Origin of the sequence: Halomonas sp. QHL1 (assembly GCF_001882345.1) — a bacterium.
In the GTDB taxonomy this organism is placed as follows: Bacteria; Pseudomonadota; Gammaproteobacteria; order Pseudomonadales; family Halomonadaceae; genus Vreelandella.
The window spans coordinates 117,694-134,239 of the sequence record NZ_MINL01000001.1; the positions used below are offsets into that span (position 1 = coordinate 117,694).

The 16,546-nt window shown below is 52.5% G+C and carries 14 protein-coding genes; 8 read left to right on the forward strand and 6 right to left on the reverse strand.

Going from position 1 to position 16,546, the window contains the following annotated elements; genetic code table 11:
• Positions 1 to 37 precede the first annotated feature (37 nt).
• A complete protein-coding gene (locus QHL1GM_RS00520; RefSeq protein WP_254795231.1) occupies positions 38 to 1,465 on the reverse strand; it encodes a GGDEF domain-containing protein in 1,428 nt (475 codons plus the stop codon).
• A 498-nt stretch (positions 1,466 to 1,963) separates the two neighbouring features.
• Here QHL1GM_RS00520 and QHL1GM_RS00525 point away from each other — a divergent pair, with 498 nt between their 5' ends.
• The 8 genes from QHL1GM_RS00525 (at position 1,964) to uxuA (ending at position 10,675) form a co-directional block, all read left to right on the forward strand.
• Positions 1,964 to 2,743 (forward strand): GntR family transcriptional regulator, encoded by a 780-nt coding sequence (locus tag QHL1GM_RS00525; RefSeq protein ID WP_071692723.1) that lies wholly within the window; start codon positions 1,964 to 1,966, stop codon positions 2,741 to 2,743.
• Positions 2,740 to 3,951 carry a D-mannonate dehydratase ManD gene (gene manD, locus QHL1GM_RS00530; RefSeq protein ID WP_071692724.1) on the forward strand — a complete coding sequence of 404 codons (1,212 nt, stop codon included), beginning with the start codon at positions 2,740 to 2,742 and terminating at the stop codon, positions 3,949 to 3,951. The genes QHL1GM_RS00525 and manD overlap by 4 nt, the downstream gene beginning before the upstream one ends.
• Positions 3,952 to 3,964: 13 nt before the next feature.
• On the forward strand, positions 3,965 to 4,987 hold the full coding sequence (locus QHL1GM_RS00535) for a Zn-dependent oxidoreductase (protein WP_071692725.1): 1,023 nt from the start codon (positions 3,965 to 3,967) through the stop codon (positions 4,985 to 4,987).
• An 85-nt stretch (positions 4,988 to 5,072) separates the two neighbouring features.
• The gene (locus tag QHL1GM_RS00540) at positions 5,073 to 6,041 is read left to right on the forward strand and encodes a TRAP transporter substrate-binding protein (protein WP_071692726.1); all 969 of its coding nucleotides are present in this window, start codon (positions 5,073 to 5,075) and stop codon (positions 6,039 to 6,041) included.
• A gap of 102 nt (positions 6,042 to 6,143) precedes the next feature.
• Positions 6,144 to 6,722 carry a TRAP transporter small permease gene (locus QHL1GM_RS00545; protein WP_071692727.1) on the forward strand — a complete coding sequence of 193 codons (579 nt, stop codon included), beginning with the start codon at positions 6,144 to 6,146 and terminating at the stop codon, positions 6,720 to 6,722.
• Between the two features lie 2 nt (positions 6,723 to 6,724).
• Positions 6,725 to 8,005 carry a TRAP transporter large permease gene (locus tag QHL1GM_RS00550; protein WP_071692728.1) on the forward strand — a complete coding sequence of 427 codons (1,281 nt, stop codon included), beginning with the start codon at positions 6,725 to 6,727 and terminating at the stop codon, positions 8,003 to 8,005.
• A 3-nt stretch (positions 8,006 to 8,008) separates the two neighbouring features.
• On the forward strand, positions 8,009 to 9,481 hold the full coding sequence (locus QHL1GM_RS00555; RefSeq protein WP_071692729.1) for a mannitol dehydrogenase family protein: 1,473 nt from the start codon (positions 8,009 to 8,011) through the stop codon (positions 9,479 to 9,481).
• Positions 9,482 to 9,496: 15 nt separating this feature from the next.
• Positions 9,497 to 10,675 (forward strand): mannonate dehydratase, encoded by a 1,179-nt coding sequence (uxuA, locus tag QHL1GM_RS00560; RefSeq protein ID WP_071692730.1) that lies wholly within the window; start codon positions 9,497 to 9,499, stop codon positions 10,673 to 10,675.
• A gap of 35 nt (positions 10,676 to 10,710) precedes the next feature.
• Here the strand turns inward: uxuA and QHL1GM_RS00565 are convergent, their stop codons facing one another.
• The 5 genes from QHL1GM_RS00565 to QHL1GM_RS00585 all read right to left on the reverse strand — a co-directional run bounded on the left by QHL1GM_RS00565 (position 10,711) and on the right by QHL1GM_RS00585 (position 16,349).
• Positions 10,711 to 11,376, reverse strand: coding sequence for an HAD family phosphatase (locus QHL1GM_RS00565; protein WP_071692731.1), 666 nt, complete (start codon positions 11,374 to 11,376; stop codon positions 10,711 to 10,713).
• Positions 11,373 to 12,347, reverse strand: coding sequence for a D-glycerate dehydrogenase (locus tag QHL1GM_RS00570; protein ID WP_071692732.1), 975 nt, complete (start codon positions 12,345 to 12,347; stop codon positions 11,373 to 11,375). The genes QHL1GM_RS00565 and QHL1GM_RS00570 overlap by 4 nt, the downstream gene beginning before the upstream one ends.
• Positions 12,348 to 12,409: 62 nt before the next feature.
• Positions 12,410 to 13,393, reverse strand: a complete 984-nt coding sequence (locus QHL1GM_RS00575) for a sugar kinase (RefSeq protein ID WP_071692733.1) — start codon at positions 13,391 to 13,393, stop codon at positions 12,410 to 12,412.
• A gap of 85 nt (positions 13,394 to 13,478) precedes the next feature.
• Complete coding sequence (locus QHL1GM_RS00580; protein WP_071692734.1) at positions 13,479 to 14,495, reverse strand: LacI family DNA-binding transcriptional regulator; 1,017 nt, start codon at positions 14,493 to 14,495, stop codon at positions 13,479 to 13,481.
• A 114-nt stretch (positions 14,496 to 14,609) separates the two neighbouring features.
• Complete coding sequence (locus QHL1GM_RS00585; RefSeq protein WP_071692735.1) at positions 14,610 to 16,349, reverse strand: HD domain-containing phosphohydrolase; 1,740 nt, start codon at positions 16,347 to 16,349, stop codon at positions 14,610 to 14,612.
• Positions 16,350 to 16,546 lie beyond the last annotated feature (197 nt).

Consider the following 16,546-nt stretch of genomic DNA (forward strand, 5'->3'; position numbering starts at 1 on the left):
CTTATTGTCAACTGAGAGGCTAAACAACAGGCATAGGCTAGTCGATGCTAGTAGGTGCTCCCGGAGCGCCGCGTTCGCCATGCACCGCTATCCCGCCCCTGCCCGTGCGTTTAATGAAATACATGCTCTTATCAGCGGCATCAATAAGCTCACCCGCATCACCAAATCCTCCATCACCTAAGCAGGCAATGCCAATCGAGACAGACACATGGATAGGGTGTTGGCCGTCGTAAGCCATGGGCATTTTTTCTAACCGCTGGGCAATTCGTTTAGCGAATACTTGGGCTGCCTGTGCATCTTCATCTGGCAAAATGACCAGAAACTCTTCGCCGCCCCAGCGTCCTGCAAGATCACCTTCACGAATGAGCGCCTGTAGCGTTTTACCGAATTTTTGTAGTACATGGTCGCCCATTTGGTGCCCGTATTGATCGTTTAACTTCTTAAAGTGGTCAAGGTCAATAAATACCACGGACATGTTGCGAGACTGTTGCTGGCACAAAATAAAGCGCTTATGCATCTGCTCCTCAAGCCAGGATCGGTTGGCAAGACCGGTGAGCATGTCTGTTCGTGAGCGCTCTTCTAACTCATCTTGCCGCTGGCGCAGGGAGGCAAGCTCCGCTTGGTGCGTATCAAGGCGTGCTTTGAGCTGTAGTGTTTGTTGAAACAGCAGTTGCTGAGCTTCAGCAAGCAGCGATTCGTTATCCTGCAATGGGGGGGCCGTCATTTGCAGCATGTCCACCAGCGCTGGTAACTGTTCCTGAATATTCTCTAACAAATGCCGTAACGAGATTGCCTGGGCGCCATGATAGATTTCAAATTCTCGCAATACGGAGACGAGCGATCGCGCTGGGTGTGATGAGAGCCAGGTATCGGCGATGGAGCCAGATAGCTGAATGCATAGCATGTCGGGAGCGGTAATGTCGTATTCGCCGTGACTATCACAGATGCGCTGAGCAAGCGGTGAAGGAACCCCCCATTTAGCAGCAAGCCAAGCGCCTACTTGAGAATGATCGCAGCCAAAAAGCTGCTGTTCAGATACTGATAACTGCCGATGAGATAATGCCACTTCAGCATATAAGTCATTGCTCTCTTTCGGGTATATCCCCCGTAATGCCATGATGCCAATGTCTTGAAGCAACGCTGCTGTAAACACAGGCCCTGCCATATCGGGGCAGAGGTGGATGGCAAGGTGTCGTGCTGCTAACGAGGCAATGATGGAGCGCATCCATACCCGCTGGTAATGGACGTCAACTCCCCTGTTTTGAAGCAGGCTGAAGCTCATCACCGCTGCCAGCGTGGTGTCTAAACCTAGACGAGCCGTCGCTTCCTGACACGCGTGCACCTTTATATGGCTACGCGAGAAAAAAGCGCTGTTGGCAAGGGTAATAATGCGCATGGTTAAGGCGGGATCACGCTCGATGGCATTAGCGTAGTCGCTAACCGACGGATGCTCGGTACGCGCCATTTTCAAGACATTGACAGCAACAGCGGGCAGAGTGGGTAAGGTTGGACACTTGAGTAGATCAGCTACCAAAAATGATGGTAATTCAGTCTTTAAAACCAGCTCGTTCGAATTATCCCTTTCCTGGATAGCCTGCATTACTCTCTCCTTACTCGTATTGGCTTGCAGCCGCCCTAAACTGTCCATGGCAATTGCCGTATTGGACAGTGGTCGTGATATTCAATCGTTTGTATTAAACCATCTTAGGCGATTAGCTTGCGAAATACTTACCTATAAATGCTGTTGTTTTTTACAAAGGAATACTCAAAAAATACGCTAAACCGGGTTGTTATGTAAGATATTTCTTACAAGTATGGGGGAATTGGCCATAGGGTAGTGAGGCACGCTGTTCGACTAAAGAGTAAGTGCCGAGGCCTTTTTTTATCTCTGGTCGACTACCATACTAGTCATATCAGTGATGGTCGCTAACCACCACGGACTTCTTTATTAGGATCAAGTGCAATGCACACGACATTACAAACGCTATGGCAGGAAACACACGATGGAGAATCAGTACGCCAACGGCTATTTCACGTGCTGCGGCAGTCGATTATCCAGATGGTGCTGGCGCCGGGTCAGGCGTTATCGGAAAAGGAGCTTGCCGATACCTTTTCGGTGAGCCGTCAGCCTGTGCGGGAAGCTTTCATAAGGCTCTCCGAGGCTGGGCTGGTGGAAGTAAAGCCTCAGCGCGGCACCTATGTCGTGAAGATATCCCAGCGGGCGGTGCTTGAGGCGCGCTTTGTCCGTGAGGCGGTTGAGGTAGCGGTGGTAAGGCTGGCGGCTGAAAAGGGATTGGATCCAGGAGTGCTGACAGACCTACATGACCTGTTAGCACGGCAGCGTCGTTGTATTGAGCCTAATGATAATGACCGTTTTTATCGCCTTGACGAAGCCTTCCACCGAACGCTTTCGCTGGGGGTAAAGCAGCATGCAGCCTGGAAAGTCATTGAAGAAGTCCGTGCTCAACTTGACCGAGTACGCTACCTCAGTGTGCCCCATAGCACCCCACTGGAACGGCTTGTGGATCAACATGCCAGCATTGTTGATGCCATTGAGGCGCGAGACGTTCAGCAAGCGGAAGAAGCTATGTCGCTTCATTTGCGTGAGATTTTAGTCTCTATGCCCGATCTGGTTCGTCGTTTCCCCGCTATGTTTGAAGAACAAGCAGCGTTTGAAGGGCAAGAAAGTCAACGGTTCAAAGAACAAGAAAACCCAGCTCTGAAGCAGGAGACGATCCAATGAAGATCGAGCAGGCTTATACCATTGTGACCTCGCCGGGGCGCAATTTCGTGACGTTAAAGATTGTTACTGACCAGGGCGAATACGGTATTGGCGATGCCACGCTAAATGGCCGCGAAATGGCCGTGGTGGCCTACCTGGAAGAGCACGTTATCCCAACGTTAATCGGGCGCGATCCTCAGCGCCTCGAAGACATCTGGCACTACCTTTACCGCGGCGCTTACTGGCGGCGTGGGCCTATCACCATGAGTGCGATTGCCGCCGTTGATATGGCACTGTGGGATATCAAGGCCAAGCTTGCGGGCATGCCGCTGTATCAACTGTTGGGTGGTAAGAGCCGTGACCGAGTGATGGTGTATGGCCATGCAACGGGGCGAGATATTGAAGCGTGCCTGGAAGAGGTCGCCCGTCATGTGGATGAGGGCTACAAAGCCGTGCGCGTTCAGGCGGGTGTGCCAGGCATTGCCAGTATTTATGGTGTCGCCAAAAAAGATGGCGAGCCGTATGAACCAGCCGATGCCGAGCTGCCTGCCGAGCATGTCTGGAGTACCAGCAAATATTTAAACCATGTACCCAAACTGTTTGCCGCGGTGCGTGAGCGTTTTGGTGATGATTTGCACGTGCTACACGATGTTCATCACCGTCTGACGCCCATTGAGGCCGCCCGTTTAGGCAAAGAAGTTGAGCCCTACCATCTATTTTGGCTCGAAGACTGCGTGCCGGCTGAGAATCAGGAGGCGTTTGGTCTTATCCGTCAACATACCACCACGCCGTTGGCGGTAGGCGAAGTCTTTAACAGTCTGTATGACGCCAAAGCGCTAATTGAAAATCAGTGGATCGACTATATCCGCGCCACCTTAACCCACGCTGGTGGTATTACCCATATGCGCCGCATCGCCGATTTGGCAGGGCTTTACCACGTGCGTACCGGTTTCCACGGCCCAACGGATCTTTCGCCGGTTTGTCTGGGTGCGGCGATTCACTTTGACACTTGGGTACCCAACTTCGGCATCCAGGAGTATATGCCGCATACCAGCGCCACGGACGAGGTCTTCCCCCACGATTATCGCTTTGAAGATGGGCATTTCATTGTCGGTGAAAAGCCGGGGCATGGTGTTGATATCGATGAACAGTTAGCCAAGCAGTACCCCTATAAGCGTGCCAGCCTGCCGGTAAACCGGCTGGAAGACGGCACTCTGTGGCATTGGTAAGGAGATTACGTCGATGAAAGCATTCCAGGTGAAGGCGCCTCACGACTACCAGGTAGCGGATGTTGAACCGCCCAAGGTGGCCGCTGGTGAAGCGCTGGTGCGTGTGGCATTTGCCGGTATCTGTGGCTCGGATATGCATATTATTCATGGCGACAACGCTTTTGTGTGCTTTCCACGTATCACTGGTCATGAGTTTGCCGGGGTAGTGGAAGCGGTGGGGGAAGGCGTGCTTGACGTCACCGTCGGGGATCGTGTCTGCATTGACCCCGTTATCAGCTGTGGTGAGTGCTATCCCTGCCGTATTGGCCGTCCCAACGTGTGCAGTTCGCTTGAAGTGATCGGCGTGCATCGCGATGGCGGTTTTGAGGAGTTTGTTGCCGTCCCCGCGGCTAACGTGCACCACCTACCCGAGCATATAGGACTAGACGCTGCTGCCTTAGTTGAACCTTACACCATTGCTGCCAACGTACTTGATCGTATGCAGCCGCACCCTGGTGATCGACTAATGATTCTGGGCGCTGGCGTTATTGGCCTGACGATCCTACAGATGGCTCTGGCCAAAGGCATCGAAGAGGTCATCGTCACTGACGTTATTAATGAGCGATTAGCGGCGGCAAAACAGCTTGGGGCAACACAGGTATTTAATAGCCGCGAGCAGGATGTGGAAAAAGAGGTGCTTGCCTTAACCCAGGGTGAAGGCGTACCGCTGATTGCTGATGCCGCCTGCGTGCCAGCGCTGTTACCGCAAATGCTGCGTTTAGCTTCGCCAGCAGGGCGCATTGGTCTGCTGGGCTTTAGCGTACAGCCCAGCGAGCTAGTGCAGTTAGAGGTGATTAAGAAAGAGCTGACTCTGGTCGGGTCGCGACTCAACAACCGTAAGTTTCCGGAGGTGCTTAAGCTAATGGCAAGTGGGCAGTTGGATCCGTTGGCGTTAGTTAGCCACCGGTTGCCGCTAAGTGACATGCCCAACGCCATCGACATGCTTGATCATCGTCCAGAAGAGGCCCGCAAGGTGCTGATTCAAATCAGTGCTTAAGGGCGTTACTCCAACCCACGCCAACCCACGTGCAATTAATAGCTGCAATTAACAACTAACAACACCCGTGTGCAGGAGAAATACAATGATCAAACAACTTATCACCAGCGCTGTTCTTGGGGCCGCCATGCTAGGCAGCCACTCACTAATGGCGGCCGACTTTACCCTGCGTTTTGGCCATTTAGCCAATGAGCAGAACATTTGGCACCAGGCCGCCGAGAAATTTAAAGAAGAGGTCGAAGCAAACTCTGACGGCCAGATTGAAGTACGCCTCTACCCCAGTGAGCAGCTTGGTAATGAAATGGACGTGATCAATAGTATCCAGCTAGGTACGGCGGATATGACCATCACCGGTGAAAGCTTACAGAATTGGGCGCCTAAAGCCGCGATGATGGCGGTACCGTATGCCTTTCGAGATTCCGAACATCTTCATGCGGCAGTGAATGGTGACATTGGTGCAGAGATTGAAGCGCAAATCACTGAACGCACTAACCTGGTGCCCCTGGCATGGTTTGAGCGTGGCCCCCGCGAGCTGACCTCCAATCGTCCTATCCGCACGCCTGATGAGTTGGATGGGTTGCGTCTTCGCGTTCCTAACGTGCCGCTGTTCGTGGATACATGGCAGGCAATGGGGGCACGTCCAACCCCAATGGCGTTTAGCGAAGTGTTTACAGCGCTGCAGCAAAACACACTGGAAGGTCAGGAAAACCCGCTTAGCCTGATCGAGAGCGCCAGCTTCAATGAGGTGCAGGACTACATCAACATGACCGGCCATGTGCGCAGCTGGATCTATGTGGTGATTGGCCGTAATCAGTTGGAAAGTATGCCGGATGAACTTCAGCAGGTGGTGCGAGACGCCGCTCAAACGATGCAGGAGTATCAGGCTGAGCTTTTCATTGAGGATCAGGAGCGTCTAGAGGAAGCGCTTCAGGAGCGTGGCATGGAGTTCGTGGAAGTTGATGTCGATGCGTTCGCAGAGAAAGCTCGCCCCGCTGTGCTTGAGGCTTTAACCGATGAGCAGCGTGAACTCTTTGATGCTATCCAGGACTTGTAAGTTCTTGGGCGTGAATTTTGAGTGAATGACTGAAGACGTTGGGCTGGCGAAATGCTAGCCCAATCTCCACTGCAATAGCGGCTTGCCCTTGAGGATACGGTTATGAACTCGGATCACAAATCGCTTGAACAGGAAGCGTTAGAGAGTCTGGATCCAATGGCGACGGTACCTAAACTAGCAGGACCCATTGGACGCGTGATTGGCTGGGTGGATAAATGCTTTCTAACCCTTGCCGTCGTGGCGCTTGTTGCGATTGCTGTCACGGTGCTGCTGCAAATTTGTTCGCGGCTATTTTTGCCGTTTTCGATAGCCTGGACTGAAGAGCTCTCGCGTTATCTGTTCATCTATATGGTGGCGCTATCTGTTGGTGTTGTGCTGCGAAAGAACCGAAACATTAGCGTTGAGCTTTTTCATCACCTGTTGGGGCCGCGCATGCAGGCGGCTTTTCAAGTGCTGATTTGCGCGTTGATTGGCCTGTTTGCCTTTCTAGTACTGCCTTACGCTTGGCAGTACGCGCAAAACGGCGCTTGGCAGACCTCGCCAACGCTTCACGTTCCCATGCTGTATATCTTTTTCTCAACGGTAGTCACCTTTGCGCTACTCCTGGTCTACAGCTTGCTAGGGTGCCTTGAGGGAATTATCGCAATGTGTCGCTCCTCTGCCCCCCTTCAGGAGTCGTAAGCATGGAAGTCATTATCCTTTTTAGTGTGTTTTTAATACTGCTCACGGTGGGTATGCCCATTGCGTTTGCGTTGGGGTTAGCCTCGCTTTCTTATCTGCTGCTTGAAGGCATTTCATTAACCATCGTGCCGCAGCGTATGTATGCCGGTATCGACACCTTTGTATTGCTTTGTATTCCCGGCTTTGTGCTGGCCGGTAATCTGATGAATGTCGGCAATATCACTGAACATATCGTGCGTTTCTCTAACGCTTTGTTAGGCCATATTCGCGGTGGACTTGGCTTGGCCAACGTGGCGGGTTCGATGATTTTCGGCGGTATCTCTGGCACGGCCGTTGCCGATTCAGCCAGTATCGGTTCGGTGATGATTCCCGGTATGGCGCGCTCGGGTTATGACAAGCCGTTTGCCGCTGCGGTCACCGCTGCTTCGTCTACCGTTGGGCCGATCATACCGCCCAGTGTGCCGATGATTATCGCGGGTTCACTTAGCGGTATTTCGGTCGGGCGGATGTTCCTGGCAGGTGCAGTGCCGGGGCTTTTAATGGGCCTCGCCATGATGATTACGGTGTATATCTTGGCCGTTCGACGTGGGTATCCTAAAGAGAAGCGGGTGCCATTTTTTCAACTGCTGCGCGAAGCCAAAACTGCCTTTTGGGCACTGCTGATGACCGTGATTATTCTCTACGGCATTATCGGCGGCTTCTTTACCCCCACCGAAGCTTCTATCGTGGCTTGCCTCTATGCCTTGGTCGTCGGCATGTATATCTATAAAGGCCTGTCGTGGAAAAAGCTCCCGGCGATTTTGTCAGACACCGTATTAACCTCTTCGGCACTACTGCTGATGGTAGGGTTGGCGAACCTGTTTGGCTGGATACTCACCAGTGAGCAGATCCCGCAGATGATCGCCACGCTGATTCTCTCCATCAGCGAAAATCCGTTGATTGTGCTGCTTATTCTCAACCTGATCCTGCTGTTTGTCGGCGCCTTTATGGAAACCATAGCTGCGCTGATCATCCTGTTCCCCGCACTGGTAGGAGTAGCCACTGGAGTGGGTGTCGATCCGGTTCATTTTGCGGTGATCGCTGTGTTAAACCTGATGATTGGGCTGACAACACCACCGGTGGGGGTGTGCCTATTCGTGGTGGCGGGGATTGGCAAACTACCTATGTTGACAGTGGCAAGAGCCATCGTGCCATTTTTGCTGTGCAACTTGGCGGTGTTGTTGTTGGTGACTTATGTCCCCGCGATTTCGCTTTGGTTGCCTAACTTGCTGATGGGAGAGTAGTTGATGGTGGCTCCACAGCGTATTGAAGCAAAGCCAAAAAGTGGCCAGATTGGGGTTGTCCACCTGGGGTTAGGCGCTTTTCACCGCGCCCACCAAGCGGTCTATTTTGAGCGTTATCGCCAACGCAGTGGCGATGGTGAGTGGGGCGTCTGCAGCGCGAATTTACGCTCTAGCGTGGGTTTAGTCGACGGCTTAAGCGCGGCAGGGCATCGCTATCATGTAGCGGAGTATGCCGACAGCGAGAGCATCACGCTGCGTGAAATTGGCGTGATCGAAGAGACGCTATTCTCTGGTTGTGACAGCGCGGGCAACTGGGGCCGTGATCGAGGGGCACTGCTGGCGCGAATGGCATCTGCGGATACCCGTATAGTCACCTTAACGGTGACCGAGAAGGGCTACTTTTTAAACCCCGCGAGCGGTGAGTTAAGAGCTGATGACCCGATGATCATCGGTGATATAGCTTCGCCCCAACAGCCGCGTACCGCCCCTGGACTATTGGTGGAAGCGTTAGCTCTGCGGCATGAGGCAGGCATTGCCCCCTTTACCGTGCTCTCTTGCGACAACATGCCGGATAACGGTAAGCGTACACGCCAAGCGGTGGTGCAACTGGCCGAGCATCGAGACGCAGAATTGGCCCGTTGGATTGCCAGAGAAGTGGCGTTTCCCTGCAGCATGGTGGATCGTATTGTGCCCGCGATGACTGACGCCGACTTTGAGCGCTTAGCGGCACTGGGCGTTATCGATCAAAACGCCGTGGTATGCGAAGCGTTCACTCAGTGGGTGGTCGAAGATAATTTCCCAATGGGGCGACCCGACTGGGAAGCCGAGGGCGTTGAGATGGTGGCAGATGTGGCGCCGTTTGAAACCATGAAACTACGCATGCTCAACGGTAGCCACTCCTTGCTTGCCTATCTTGGTGCACTTGCAGGTATCGAAACGGTTTTTGAAGGCGTCAATCGCGACGAACTTAGAGCGCTGTTGCGCCGCTATATGCTTGAAGAGGCGGCTCCTACACTTGAGATGCCCGCAGGGATCGATTTAGAGAATTACGCCGATTCGCTGCTGGCACGCTTTGCCAATGACAGTTTGCGTCATCGTCTACAGCAGATCGCTATGGACGGCAGCCAAAAACTCCCACAGCGCTGGCTCTCTGGCGCGTTCGAACGTAGCGCCACTGCTCAATCATCGCCCTGCGTGGCGTTGGGGATGGCGGCCTGGATTCGCTATACCGCGGGTCAAGACCTACAAGGCAATAGTTACCCCGTGGATGATCCGCTAGCCAAGCGCTTTGCGGAGCTGCACCAGATGCATGGTAGCGATCCCAGCGCTCTGGTAGCGGCCTATTTAGCCATGGACGATGTGGTGCCGGGTGAACTGTCAGCGGATAAGAAATTTGCCCAGGACGTGCTGACCGCGTATCAGACGTTGACCCATGATGGCCTGAGTGGGGCACTTAAGGCGCTAGCGCTTAACTGATCAAAGGAGAACACCATGGAGCATACTTGGCGCTGGTTTGGCCCTAATGATGCGATTCGGCTAGAAGAGATTCGCCAGACAGGGGCCACCGGTATCGTCACGGCACTACATGAGGTGCCCAATGATCAGGTTTGGCCGGTTGAGGCGATCCGTGAGCGTCAGCAAATGATCGAAGCAGCGGGCCTGACATGGTCGGTGGTAGAGAGCGTGCCGGTACATGAATCGATCAAAAAAGGATTGCCTGAGCGCGATGCATTAATCGCCACCTACTGCCAAACGCTGCGTAACCTTGCGGCCTGTGGTATCGACATTGTCTGTTACAACTTTATGCCGGTACTGGACTGGACGCGCACGGACCTTACCTATGCACTGCCCGATGGCGCCTTGGCGCTACGCTTTGATCAGGCGGCTTTTACCGCCTTTGATCTTTATCTGCTTCAACGACCCGGTGCGGAGCAAGAGTACAGCGATGAAGAGAAAGCTCGAGCACGCCGCTATCTGGACGCATTGGATAGCGCAGGGCGTGACAAATTGGTCAATACGCTGATCGCCGGGCTACCGGGCGCCGAAGAGCACTACACTCTTGAGCAGTTTCGCGATGTACTGGAAGCGTACGCTGATGTTGACGCCACTCGGTTGCGGGAAAATCTTGGCTATTTTTTGCAGGCGTTGATTCCGGTGGCAGAAGAAGTGGGCATTCGTATGGCGATTCACCCGGATGACCCACCGCGGCCGCTACTGGGCCTTCCCAGGGTGGTCTCGACTCGCGAGGATGCTCAGTGGATTATTGATCGCGTGCCCAGCTCCGCCAATGGCTTGACGCTCTGCACAGGCTCTTATGGCGTTCGACAAGACAATGATTTGGTGGCCATGACCCGCCACTTCGCCTCGCATATTCACTTTATCCATCTGCGTGCCACAAAGCGCGAAGCGGATACCCTCTCTTTTCACGAGGCGCCTCACCTAGCGGGTGATGTGGATATGGTGGGGGTGATACGTGCCTTGGTGGAGGAAGAACGGCGCCGCGAACGAGAGGGCGGGGCGCGCTTACCGCTGCGCCCAGATCACGGCCACCAACTTCTTGATGATCAACAGCGCAATACGGCACCTGGTTACCCGCTTTACGGGCGCATGCGTGGGCTAGCCGAACTGCGCGGTGTGGAACTTGCTGTGCGGCAACTGGTAGCTGACTAAACAGGACCTACTTCTATAGGCCCTGGTAATTGCAGTTATACACTCAACTTGGCAATAGCGGCGGGTAGTTCATTGGCGTGATGGATGCCAATGGCACCTTCGGGGGTGGTTTCTTCGGTGGGGAAGTGATTGAGGTGAATTACGTGCATGCCCGCCGCCAGCCCCGCTTCCACACCCACCGCCGCATCATCAATTACGACACACTCTTGTGGCGCGTAACCCATCGCGGCAGCCGCCTTACGATACAGTTCTGGATCGGGTTTCCAAACGTTGAGGGTATAGGCGCTGAACAGCCTGCTAGCAAAGTGGTGGCCTAGTTCGGTGCTTTCCAACGCACAGCGGATTTTGCGCTCGGGGCCATTAGATACCACGGCCTTGGGGTGGCTGCTTAAGTGGTCAAGAGCCGCAGGTATGCCCGGTATTGCCACAAGCTCGGCACGCATGCGGGCTTCCATACGCGCCCGCATGCCTGCTTCAAGCTGGGAAAATTCGTCTTCTGCCAACGCCTGAAAACGGTTTTCCAGCGTTTGGACGATCGTCTGGAAACGTACCCCACGAAATTCATCCATATACTGTCGTGCTGAAAACGGTAAGCCGAACTCGGGAAGGATATCCCCCATCACCTCAGCAAGCAGTATTTCGCTATCTACTAGGGTGCCATCGCAGTCGAACAGTAAGCAGAGAGGCGTGGCGGGTTTCATTGATGTGTTTCCTCGTTGACTAAGCTAATCGGTCGCTCACCCTGGAGTGCTAAACGGATATTATCTACCGCCCGTTGGGCCATGGCGTTGCGGGTTTCATGGGTGGCAGAGCCGATATGGGGTAGGGCGACCACATTGGGCATCTTTGTCAGCGGTGACGCAGCGGGTAGTGGCTCCTGCTCAAATACATCTAGCCCGGCTGCTTGAATAACGCTGTTTTCCAAGGCGTGTATTAAAGCGCTTTCATCGACGACTTTGCCGCGGGCGATATTGATAAAAATGCCTGAAGGCTTCATCAATGCAAACTCTTGGGCACCGATCAAATGCTCGGTCTCAGCGTTAAGCGGCACAGTGACACAGACGAAATCGGCCTCGGCTAACAGCTCTTTGAGTTCGCGGCGCTGCGCGCCAAGTTCACTCTCTAAATCGGGCTTGGGCGAAGCGTTGGAGTAGAGTACCTGCATCCCAAACCCCAGGGCTCCGCGCCTGGCAACGGCTTGACCAATGCGTCCAAACCCCACCATGCCGAGTGTTTTGCCATGCACATCGCTGCCAAACAGTGCCGGGCCAATGCTGGCTTGCCATTTATCCGCTTTGACCCACTCGGCTAATTCAACTACCCGACGCGCTGTGGCCATTATCAGTGCAAAACCGGTATCGGCGGTGGTTTCGGTAAGCACATCAGGCGTATTGCACAGCATAATGCCACGCTTGGTGAGCTCATCAACGGGTATGTTGTCATAGCCAACAGAGACGGTCGCGATGACTTCCAGGTTGGGCGCTGCGTCCAGTAACTGAGGAGTGATCGCCAAGCCAGAACCGATAATGCCGTGCACATCCGCTAATAGAGCACGGTTTTCAGGGACATCCAGCGCGGTTGTTTTCGGCAGCACATCCACTTCAAATAAATCGCTAAGTTCAGCCTGTTGTGCGTCGCTGAGTCGTCCTTGAATCACTAAGCGTTTTTTCATTGTTATCTCCATGGTGAAAAGCCTGTTATTTAAAACCTGTTATTAAAAAAAGTGCGTGGCGATTAGCCAATGGGTTGGTCGGCTTCAAGCGTTAGTAGTCGCTCGCGATTAGGCAGTCCTTCCATGTCACCCACCACCTGGATGGCTTGAGCGCCAATGAGGTTGCCGCGCTGGGCTGCTTGGCGCGCCGTTCTTCCGTCAAGCAGAGCGCTAATTACACCGACGGCGAAGCCATCGCCTGCGCCTACGGTATCCACCACCTCAGCGACGTGGCAACCGGCCACCGTAAAGCTCTCTTCCTGGCCGTCCAGGTTGCCACGGTAATAGCTACCTTCCGGGCCCAGTTTGATGATCACTGCCGAGGCGCCTTGATCCAGATAGTAGCCTGCTACGTCGTAAGGCGTCTTCTGCCCGGTCAGCAGCTGGCCCTCTGAAAGCCCAGGTAATACCCAATCGGCGCGGCTGGCGAGTTCATTGAGAGTCGACCGCATTACGTTTTCGCTGGGCCAAAGTGACGGACGTAAATTGGGGTCAAAGGAAATACTGGCGCCATGGGCGCGGGCCTGCTCCATCAAATGATGGCTAAGCTGGCAGGCGCTTTCAGATAAAGCCGGGGTAATGCCCGTCGCGTGAAGGTGGTTAAGCGCCTGAAAGTCGACATTCTGGGCGTCGTCAATAGTAAGATGGCTGGCAGCACTGCCTCGTCTGAAATATTCTACTCGCGGGTCGGCGCCGTCCTGGGCGCGCTCTTTAAAGAGTAGTCCGGTGGGGTGGTGTGCATCGGCGTGGATATAGCGGTTGTCTATACCTTCCATTGTTAAAGCCGCCTGAATAAAACTCCCAAAGCTATCGGTTCCCACCCGGCTTAACCACCCCACGTGAAAGCTTAGTCTTGAGAGGCCAATGGCAACATTGTTGTCGGCACCGGCCAAGCGGCGGTGGAAACGCTCAATGCCGGATAACTCGCCCGGCGTATCAGCCACAAACATGGCCATGGCTTCGCCGAAGGTGAGAATTTTGGGTGGGCTAGAGAAGGAGTTGGGCATGGTCATAATCTCTTTATGTTGTTTATTATCATCCAATGGGAACGATACCATTTTTGCGACAATTTTTTAGCAACGCCATATTAAATTAACGTTGGGTAGAACCTCGTTCCATCAGGGTAGGTGCAAAACTCAGCCCTGTCGGCATTGATGCTGCGTGGGGAGCAATGTGATGCATCAAACATTGAACAGCCGTTTTGCCAATTGTTTCGGTGGGTTGAGCAAGCGTGGTAATGCCGGGAGGTACTAAGGCGCACCAATCGAGCTCATCAATCCCCATCAAGCCTATCTTGCCAAGCTGTAAGCCTAACTGCTGAAACAGGCGGGTCACTATGAGGGTGGCATTGCCGTTACCACACAAGACGGCGCAGGCATGCCGTTGATGGGCAGTTAAAAAGTCGCTTAGTGCTTGAAGCGTTGCAGTGCCATCTGAGTTAGCGAGCAGTGACGTTGCGTACTTCAGCCCATGCCGCTCAGCCGCGTGGCTAAAACGTGACAAACGTTTTTGTCGCGTGCTTGACTGATCGGGAGCTTCGCTGACATACAGCACAGCTTGGTAACCCTTATCGGCTAAGTGTTCTAGCGCCATATCAATCGCTAGGTGATTATCGAGCCCAACCACTTCCGCCTCTACATGGTGGACTTCGCGGTCTAGTAGCACGATAGGTGTGCCCAGGCTGATAAAGGTATGCAGTTGGCGTTCGGGGTTACCGGACGCATTCAACACAAGACCTTCTACTTGATAGGCGCCCAGTAGGTCTAAATGCTGGCGCTCCTGTTCCGGGTCATTGTCGGTATTACACACGACCAGCGAGTAGCCGTATTGGCGACACGCTTGTTCGACTCCGTGAGTGATGGCCACTGAAAAAGGATTGCGGATATCGGCGACTAGCATGCCTAGCAATTTAGAGCGCCCACCTTTTAGCCCGCGTGCCATTTGATTTGGCTGGTAGCCAAGGGTGCGCGCAGCATGGGCGATACGCGCCTGAAGTGAGGGAGAGAGCCGCTCACGCTCTTCGCCAAAATAGCGCGACACGCTGGTTTTAGAGGCTCCAGCGAGTCGGGCTACTTCAAGAATGGTGGAACGACGAGGTGTAGGGGGCATAGAGTGCTTAAATAAGTAGTATCTTTCGTTAAAGCGTCTTCCGCTACATTGTAATTAGCGGAATTAGAACAGCTCAATTTTGGGCTTTTGTTGGGCCAAAAGCCATGGTTCACGTTAAGCGTGATTAACCATATGGATATTGTAATCGGTGGGGTTTACCGTACCCTCAAGGCGCCCAATTTGAGTAAAGTCACTATTTTCAAGAACAGTGTCTATAGACGTATCCTTGAAGGAAAGATTTTTAATGACATTGACTTTACACGGCATTCCTTTTGCGTCTACATCCATTATCCATGCTAAAAAACCGCTTGAGAATTTGGCTAAACTACCAATAGGGTATAAACCAAAGTGTTGAATGTATTCTACGAGCAAGGACTTTTCATAAATAGTCGGGCAGTCGTTAACCCAGCGGTAAGCATCAAGAGGTTGCCGCGGTTGTTGACCATTTCGCTCATGGGTTAATTTATTGATTATTTTAATAACGCTGATTAGTCTAACGTGTTCGGATAACTCTGTTGCCTGCTTTCCTTCTGGATAGCCGCTGCCATCAAGCCGTTCGTTGGCATTGAGGATAATATCATGGCAGGCTGGGCTGGCGGTCCAGCCCAATGTAGTTAATCTGTTGTTCAGTGCAACAACATGCTCTTTAAGTAGCTCGGCTTGCGATGGAGACATGCGAATTTTAAGTGAGGGAAGCTGTTCGCTAATTAGCAATGGTTTACCCATAGTGTGCAGTAGGGCACCTGCCACCGCTTCCCGTGTCTGTGAGGCGTAGGGGTCTCGACTGATTAGGATCATTGCTAGCTGGCTACTCACTTGTATGGCATGGCGAACCCACTCGGGTTCATCATGCAAAAAAGCCAGCGCATACTGAAGACCCTTTCGGTCTTGGTTGACCATGTAAAGAAGGCTGTCCACACACTCATAGAGACTCTCTTCTGGGAATAAGTCTTTGTTTTTGGTAAACATTAACATGACTTGAAGCTGGTGAGCGACTTCGAGTACACCGCGTAACAGTGGGGATCGTTGGGTGTTTTTAGTTTGATCACGCTCTTCTTTTTGCTGCATTTTCTTCTCTTTCGCATCCGCTATAAAAAGCCGTGATTTAGCTCGAGAGGAACTATCCTGTACGCCCGAGCGAAAAGCAGCTTCGAACTCAGATTCCGATACATAATGGAAAAGTGTCTCGGTCATCGTGGCTGTCATATTAATGAACTCAATACCGATAGCCGCATAGTCGTGGCTGCCAAAAGGGCGCATATGACAAATACGCCCTTGAGTGTTAAACGCTTCTCCGTTTGGAAACTCGAGTGTTACCTCTGGCAGCACCTGATTAACGGTAAGAGCCATGCTATCTTCCAGTCTGACATACACCATGCAACCGCCTACTGAAAGGTTGCGCACTTTACCTTCCACGTTGAGTTCATGGGCAAAAACTTCCAAGTGCACGCGAGCATGCATGCCGAGAATAAAAGGCACACGCAAAGCTCTTCGATTATCGGAGGAAAAGATAGAGCTAGGCAGTTGGCACTCTAAATGGTAAGTGCAGGCATCTATTTTAATGACGTGCGCAGGTACTTGTTCAATATTATAGATTTCTTCTTCAATGCCCGGCGTAGAGTGGGAGGCTTCTATGTCAAAGCAAATAGTATCGTTTTGTAAATAAGGAGAAAGCGAGCTGCCCGTGTAGTGTATAGCTAACGTTATTTTACCGCTGTCCAATTCCATCTTAATAGCCTTCGCCTCAATGGCATAGGCCGCTTCTTTAGAAAAAATGGAAATAGTATGCTCTTTTTTTAGCAAAGATCTTATTATTTGCCCAGTGGTATTTTGGCTAACTGTATCGATAATCATATCAAATCCACCGTTATTATAATGTTATGGCTTATATAAGTTTGACTAGACTGTATTGTTTTGATTTTATTGATCATTCCCGGCATGGAAGGACGTCTAATCCTGGGTAGATTAGCTATTATTTTGCGTCAATTTGCAAACCTATTTATATTTATTTTAAGTGTCATTTGTAGTCATTTGATAATTTTTGTTGATAT

Excerpts from the sequence above, each read along its gene's own strand:
- QHL1GM_RS00565 (WP_071692731.1), bottom strand. The coding sequence starts at position 11,376 with ATGAAACCCGCCACGCCTCTCTGCTTACTGTTCGACTGCGATGGCACC.
- QHL1GM_RS00585 (WP_071692735.1), bottom strand. The coding sequence starts at position 16,349 with ATGATTATCGATACAGTTAGCCAAAATACCACTGGGCAAATAATAAGA.
- QHL1GM_RS00570 (WP_071692732.1), bottom strand. The coding sequence starts at position 12,347 with ATGAAAAAACGCTTAGTGATTCAAGGACGACTCAGCGACGCACAACAG.
- QHL1GM_RS00545 (WP_071692727.1), top strand. The coding sequence starts at position 6,144 with ATGAACTCGGATCACAAATCGCTTGAACAGGAAGCGTTAGAGAGTCTG.
- QHL1GM_RS00575 (WP_071692733.1), bottom strand. The coding sequence starts at position 13,393 with ATGCCCAACTCCTTCTCTAGCCCACCCAAAATTCTCACCTTCGGCGAA.
- manD (WP_071692724.1), top strand. The coding sequence starts at position 2,740 with ATGAAGATCGAGCAGGCTTATACCATTGTGACCTCGCCGGGGCGCAAT.
- uxuA (WP_071692730.1), top strand. The coding sequence starts at position 9,497 with ATGGAGCATACTTGGCGCTGGTTTGGCCCTAATGATGCGATTCGGCTA.
- QHL1GM_RS00535 (WP_071692725.1), top strand. The coding sequence starts at position 3,965 with ATGAAAGCATTCCAGGTGAAGGCGCCTCACGACTACCAGGTAGCGGAT.
- QHL1GM_RS00520 (WP_254795231.1), bottom strand. The coding sequence starts at position 1,465 with ATGGCGCGTACCGAGCATCCGTCGGTTAGCGACTACGCTAATGCCATC.
- QHL1GM_RS00580 (WP_071692734.1), bottom strand. The coding sequence starts at position 14,495 with ATGCCCCCTACACCTCGTCGTTCCACCATTCTTGAAGTAGCCCGACTC.
- QHL1GM_RS00550 (WP_071692728.1), top strand. The coding sequence starts at position 6,725 with ATGGAAGTCATTATCCTTTTTAGTGTGTTTTTAATACTGCTCACGGTG.
- QHL1GM_RS00555 (WP_071692729.1), top strand. The coding sequence starts at position 8,009 with ATGGTGGCTCCACAGCGTATTGAAGCAAAGCCAAAAAGTGGCCAGATT.
- QHL1GM_RS00540 (WP_071692726.1), top strand. The coding sequence starts at position 5,073 with ATGATCAAACAACTTATCACCAGCGCTGTTCTTGGGGCCGCCATGCTA.
- QHL1GM_RS00525 (WP_071692723.1), top strand. The coding sequence starts at position 1,964 with ATGCACACGACATTACAAACGCTATGGCAGGAAACACACGATGGAGAA.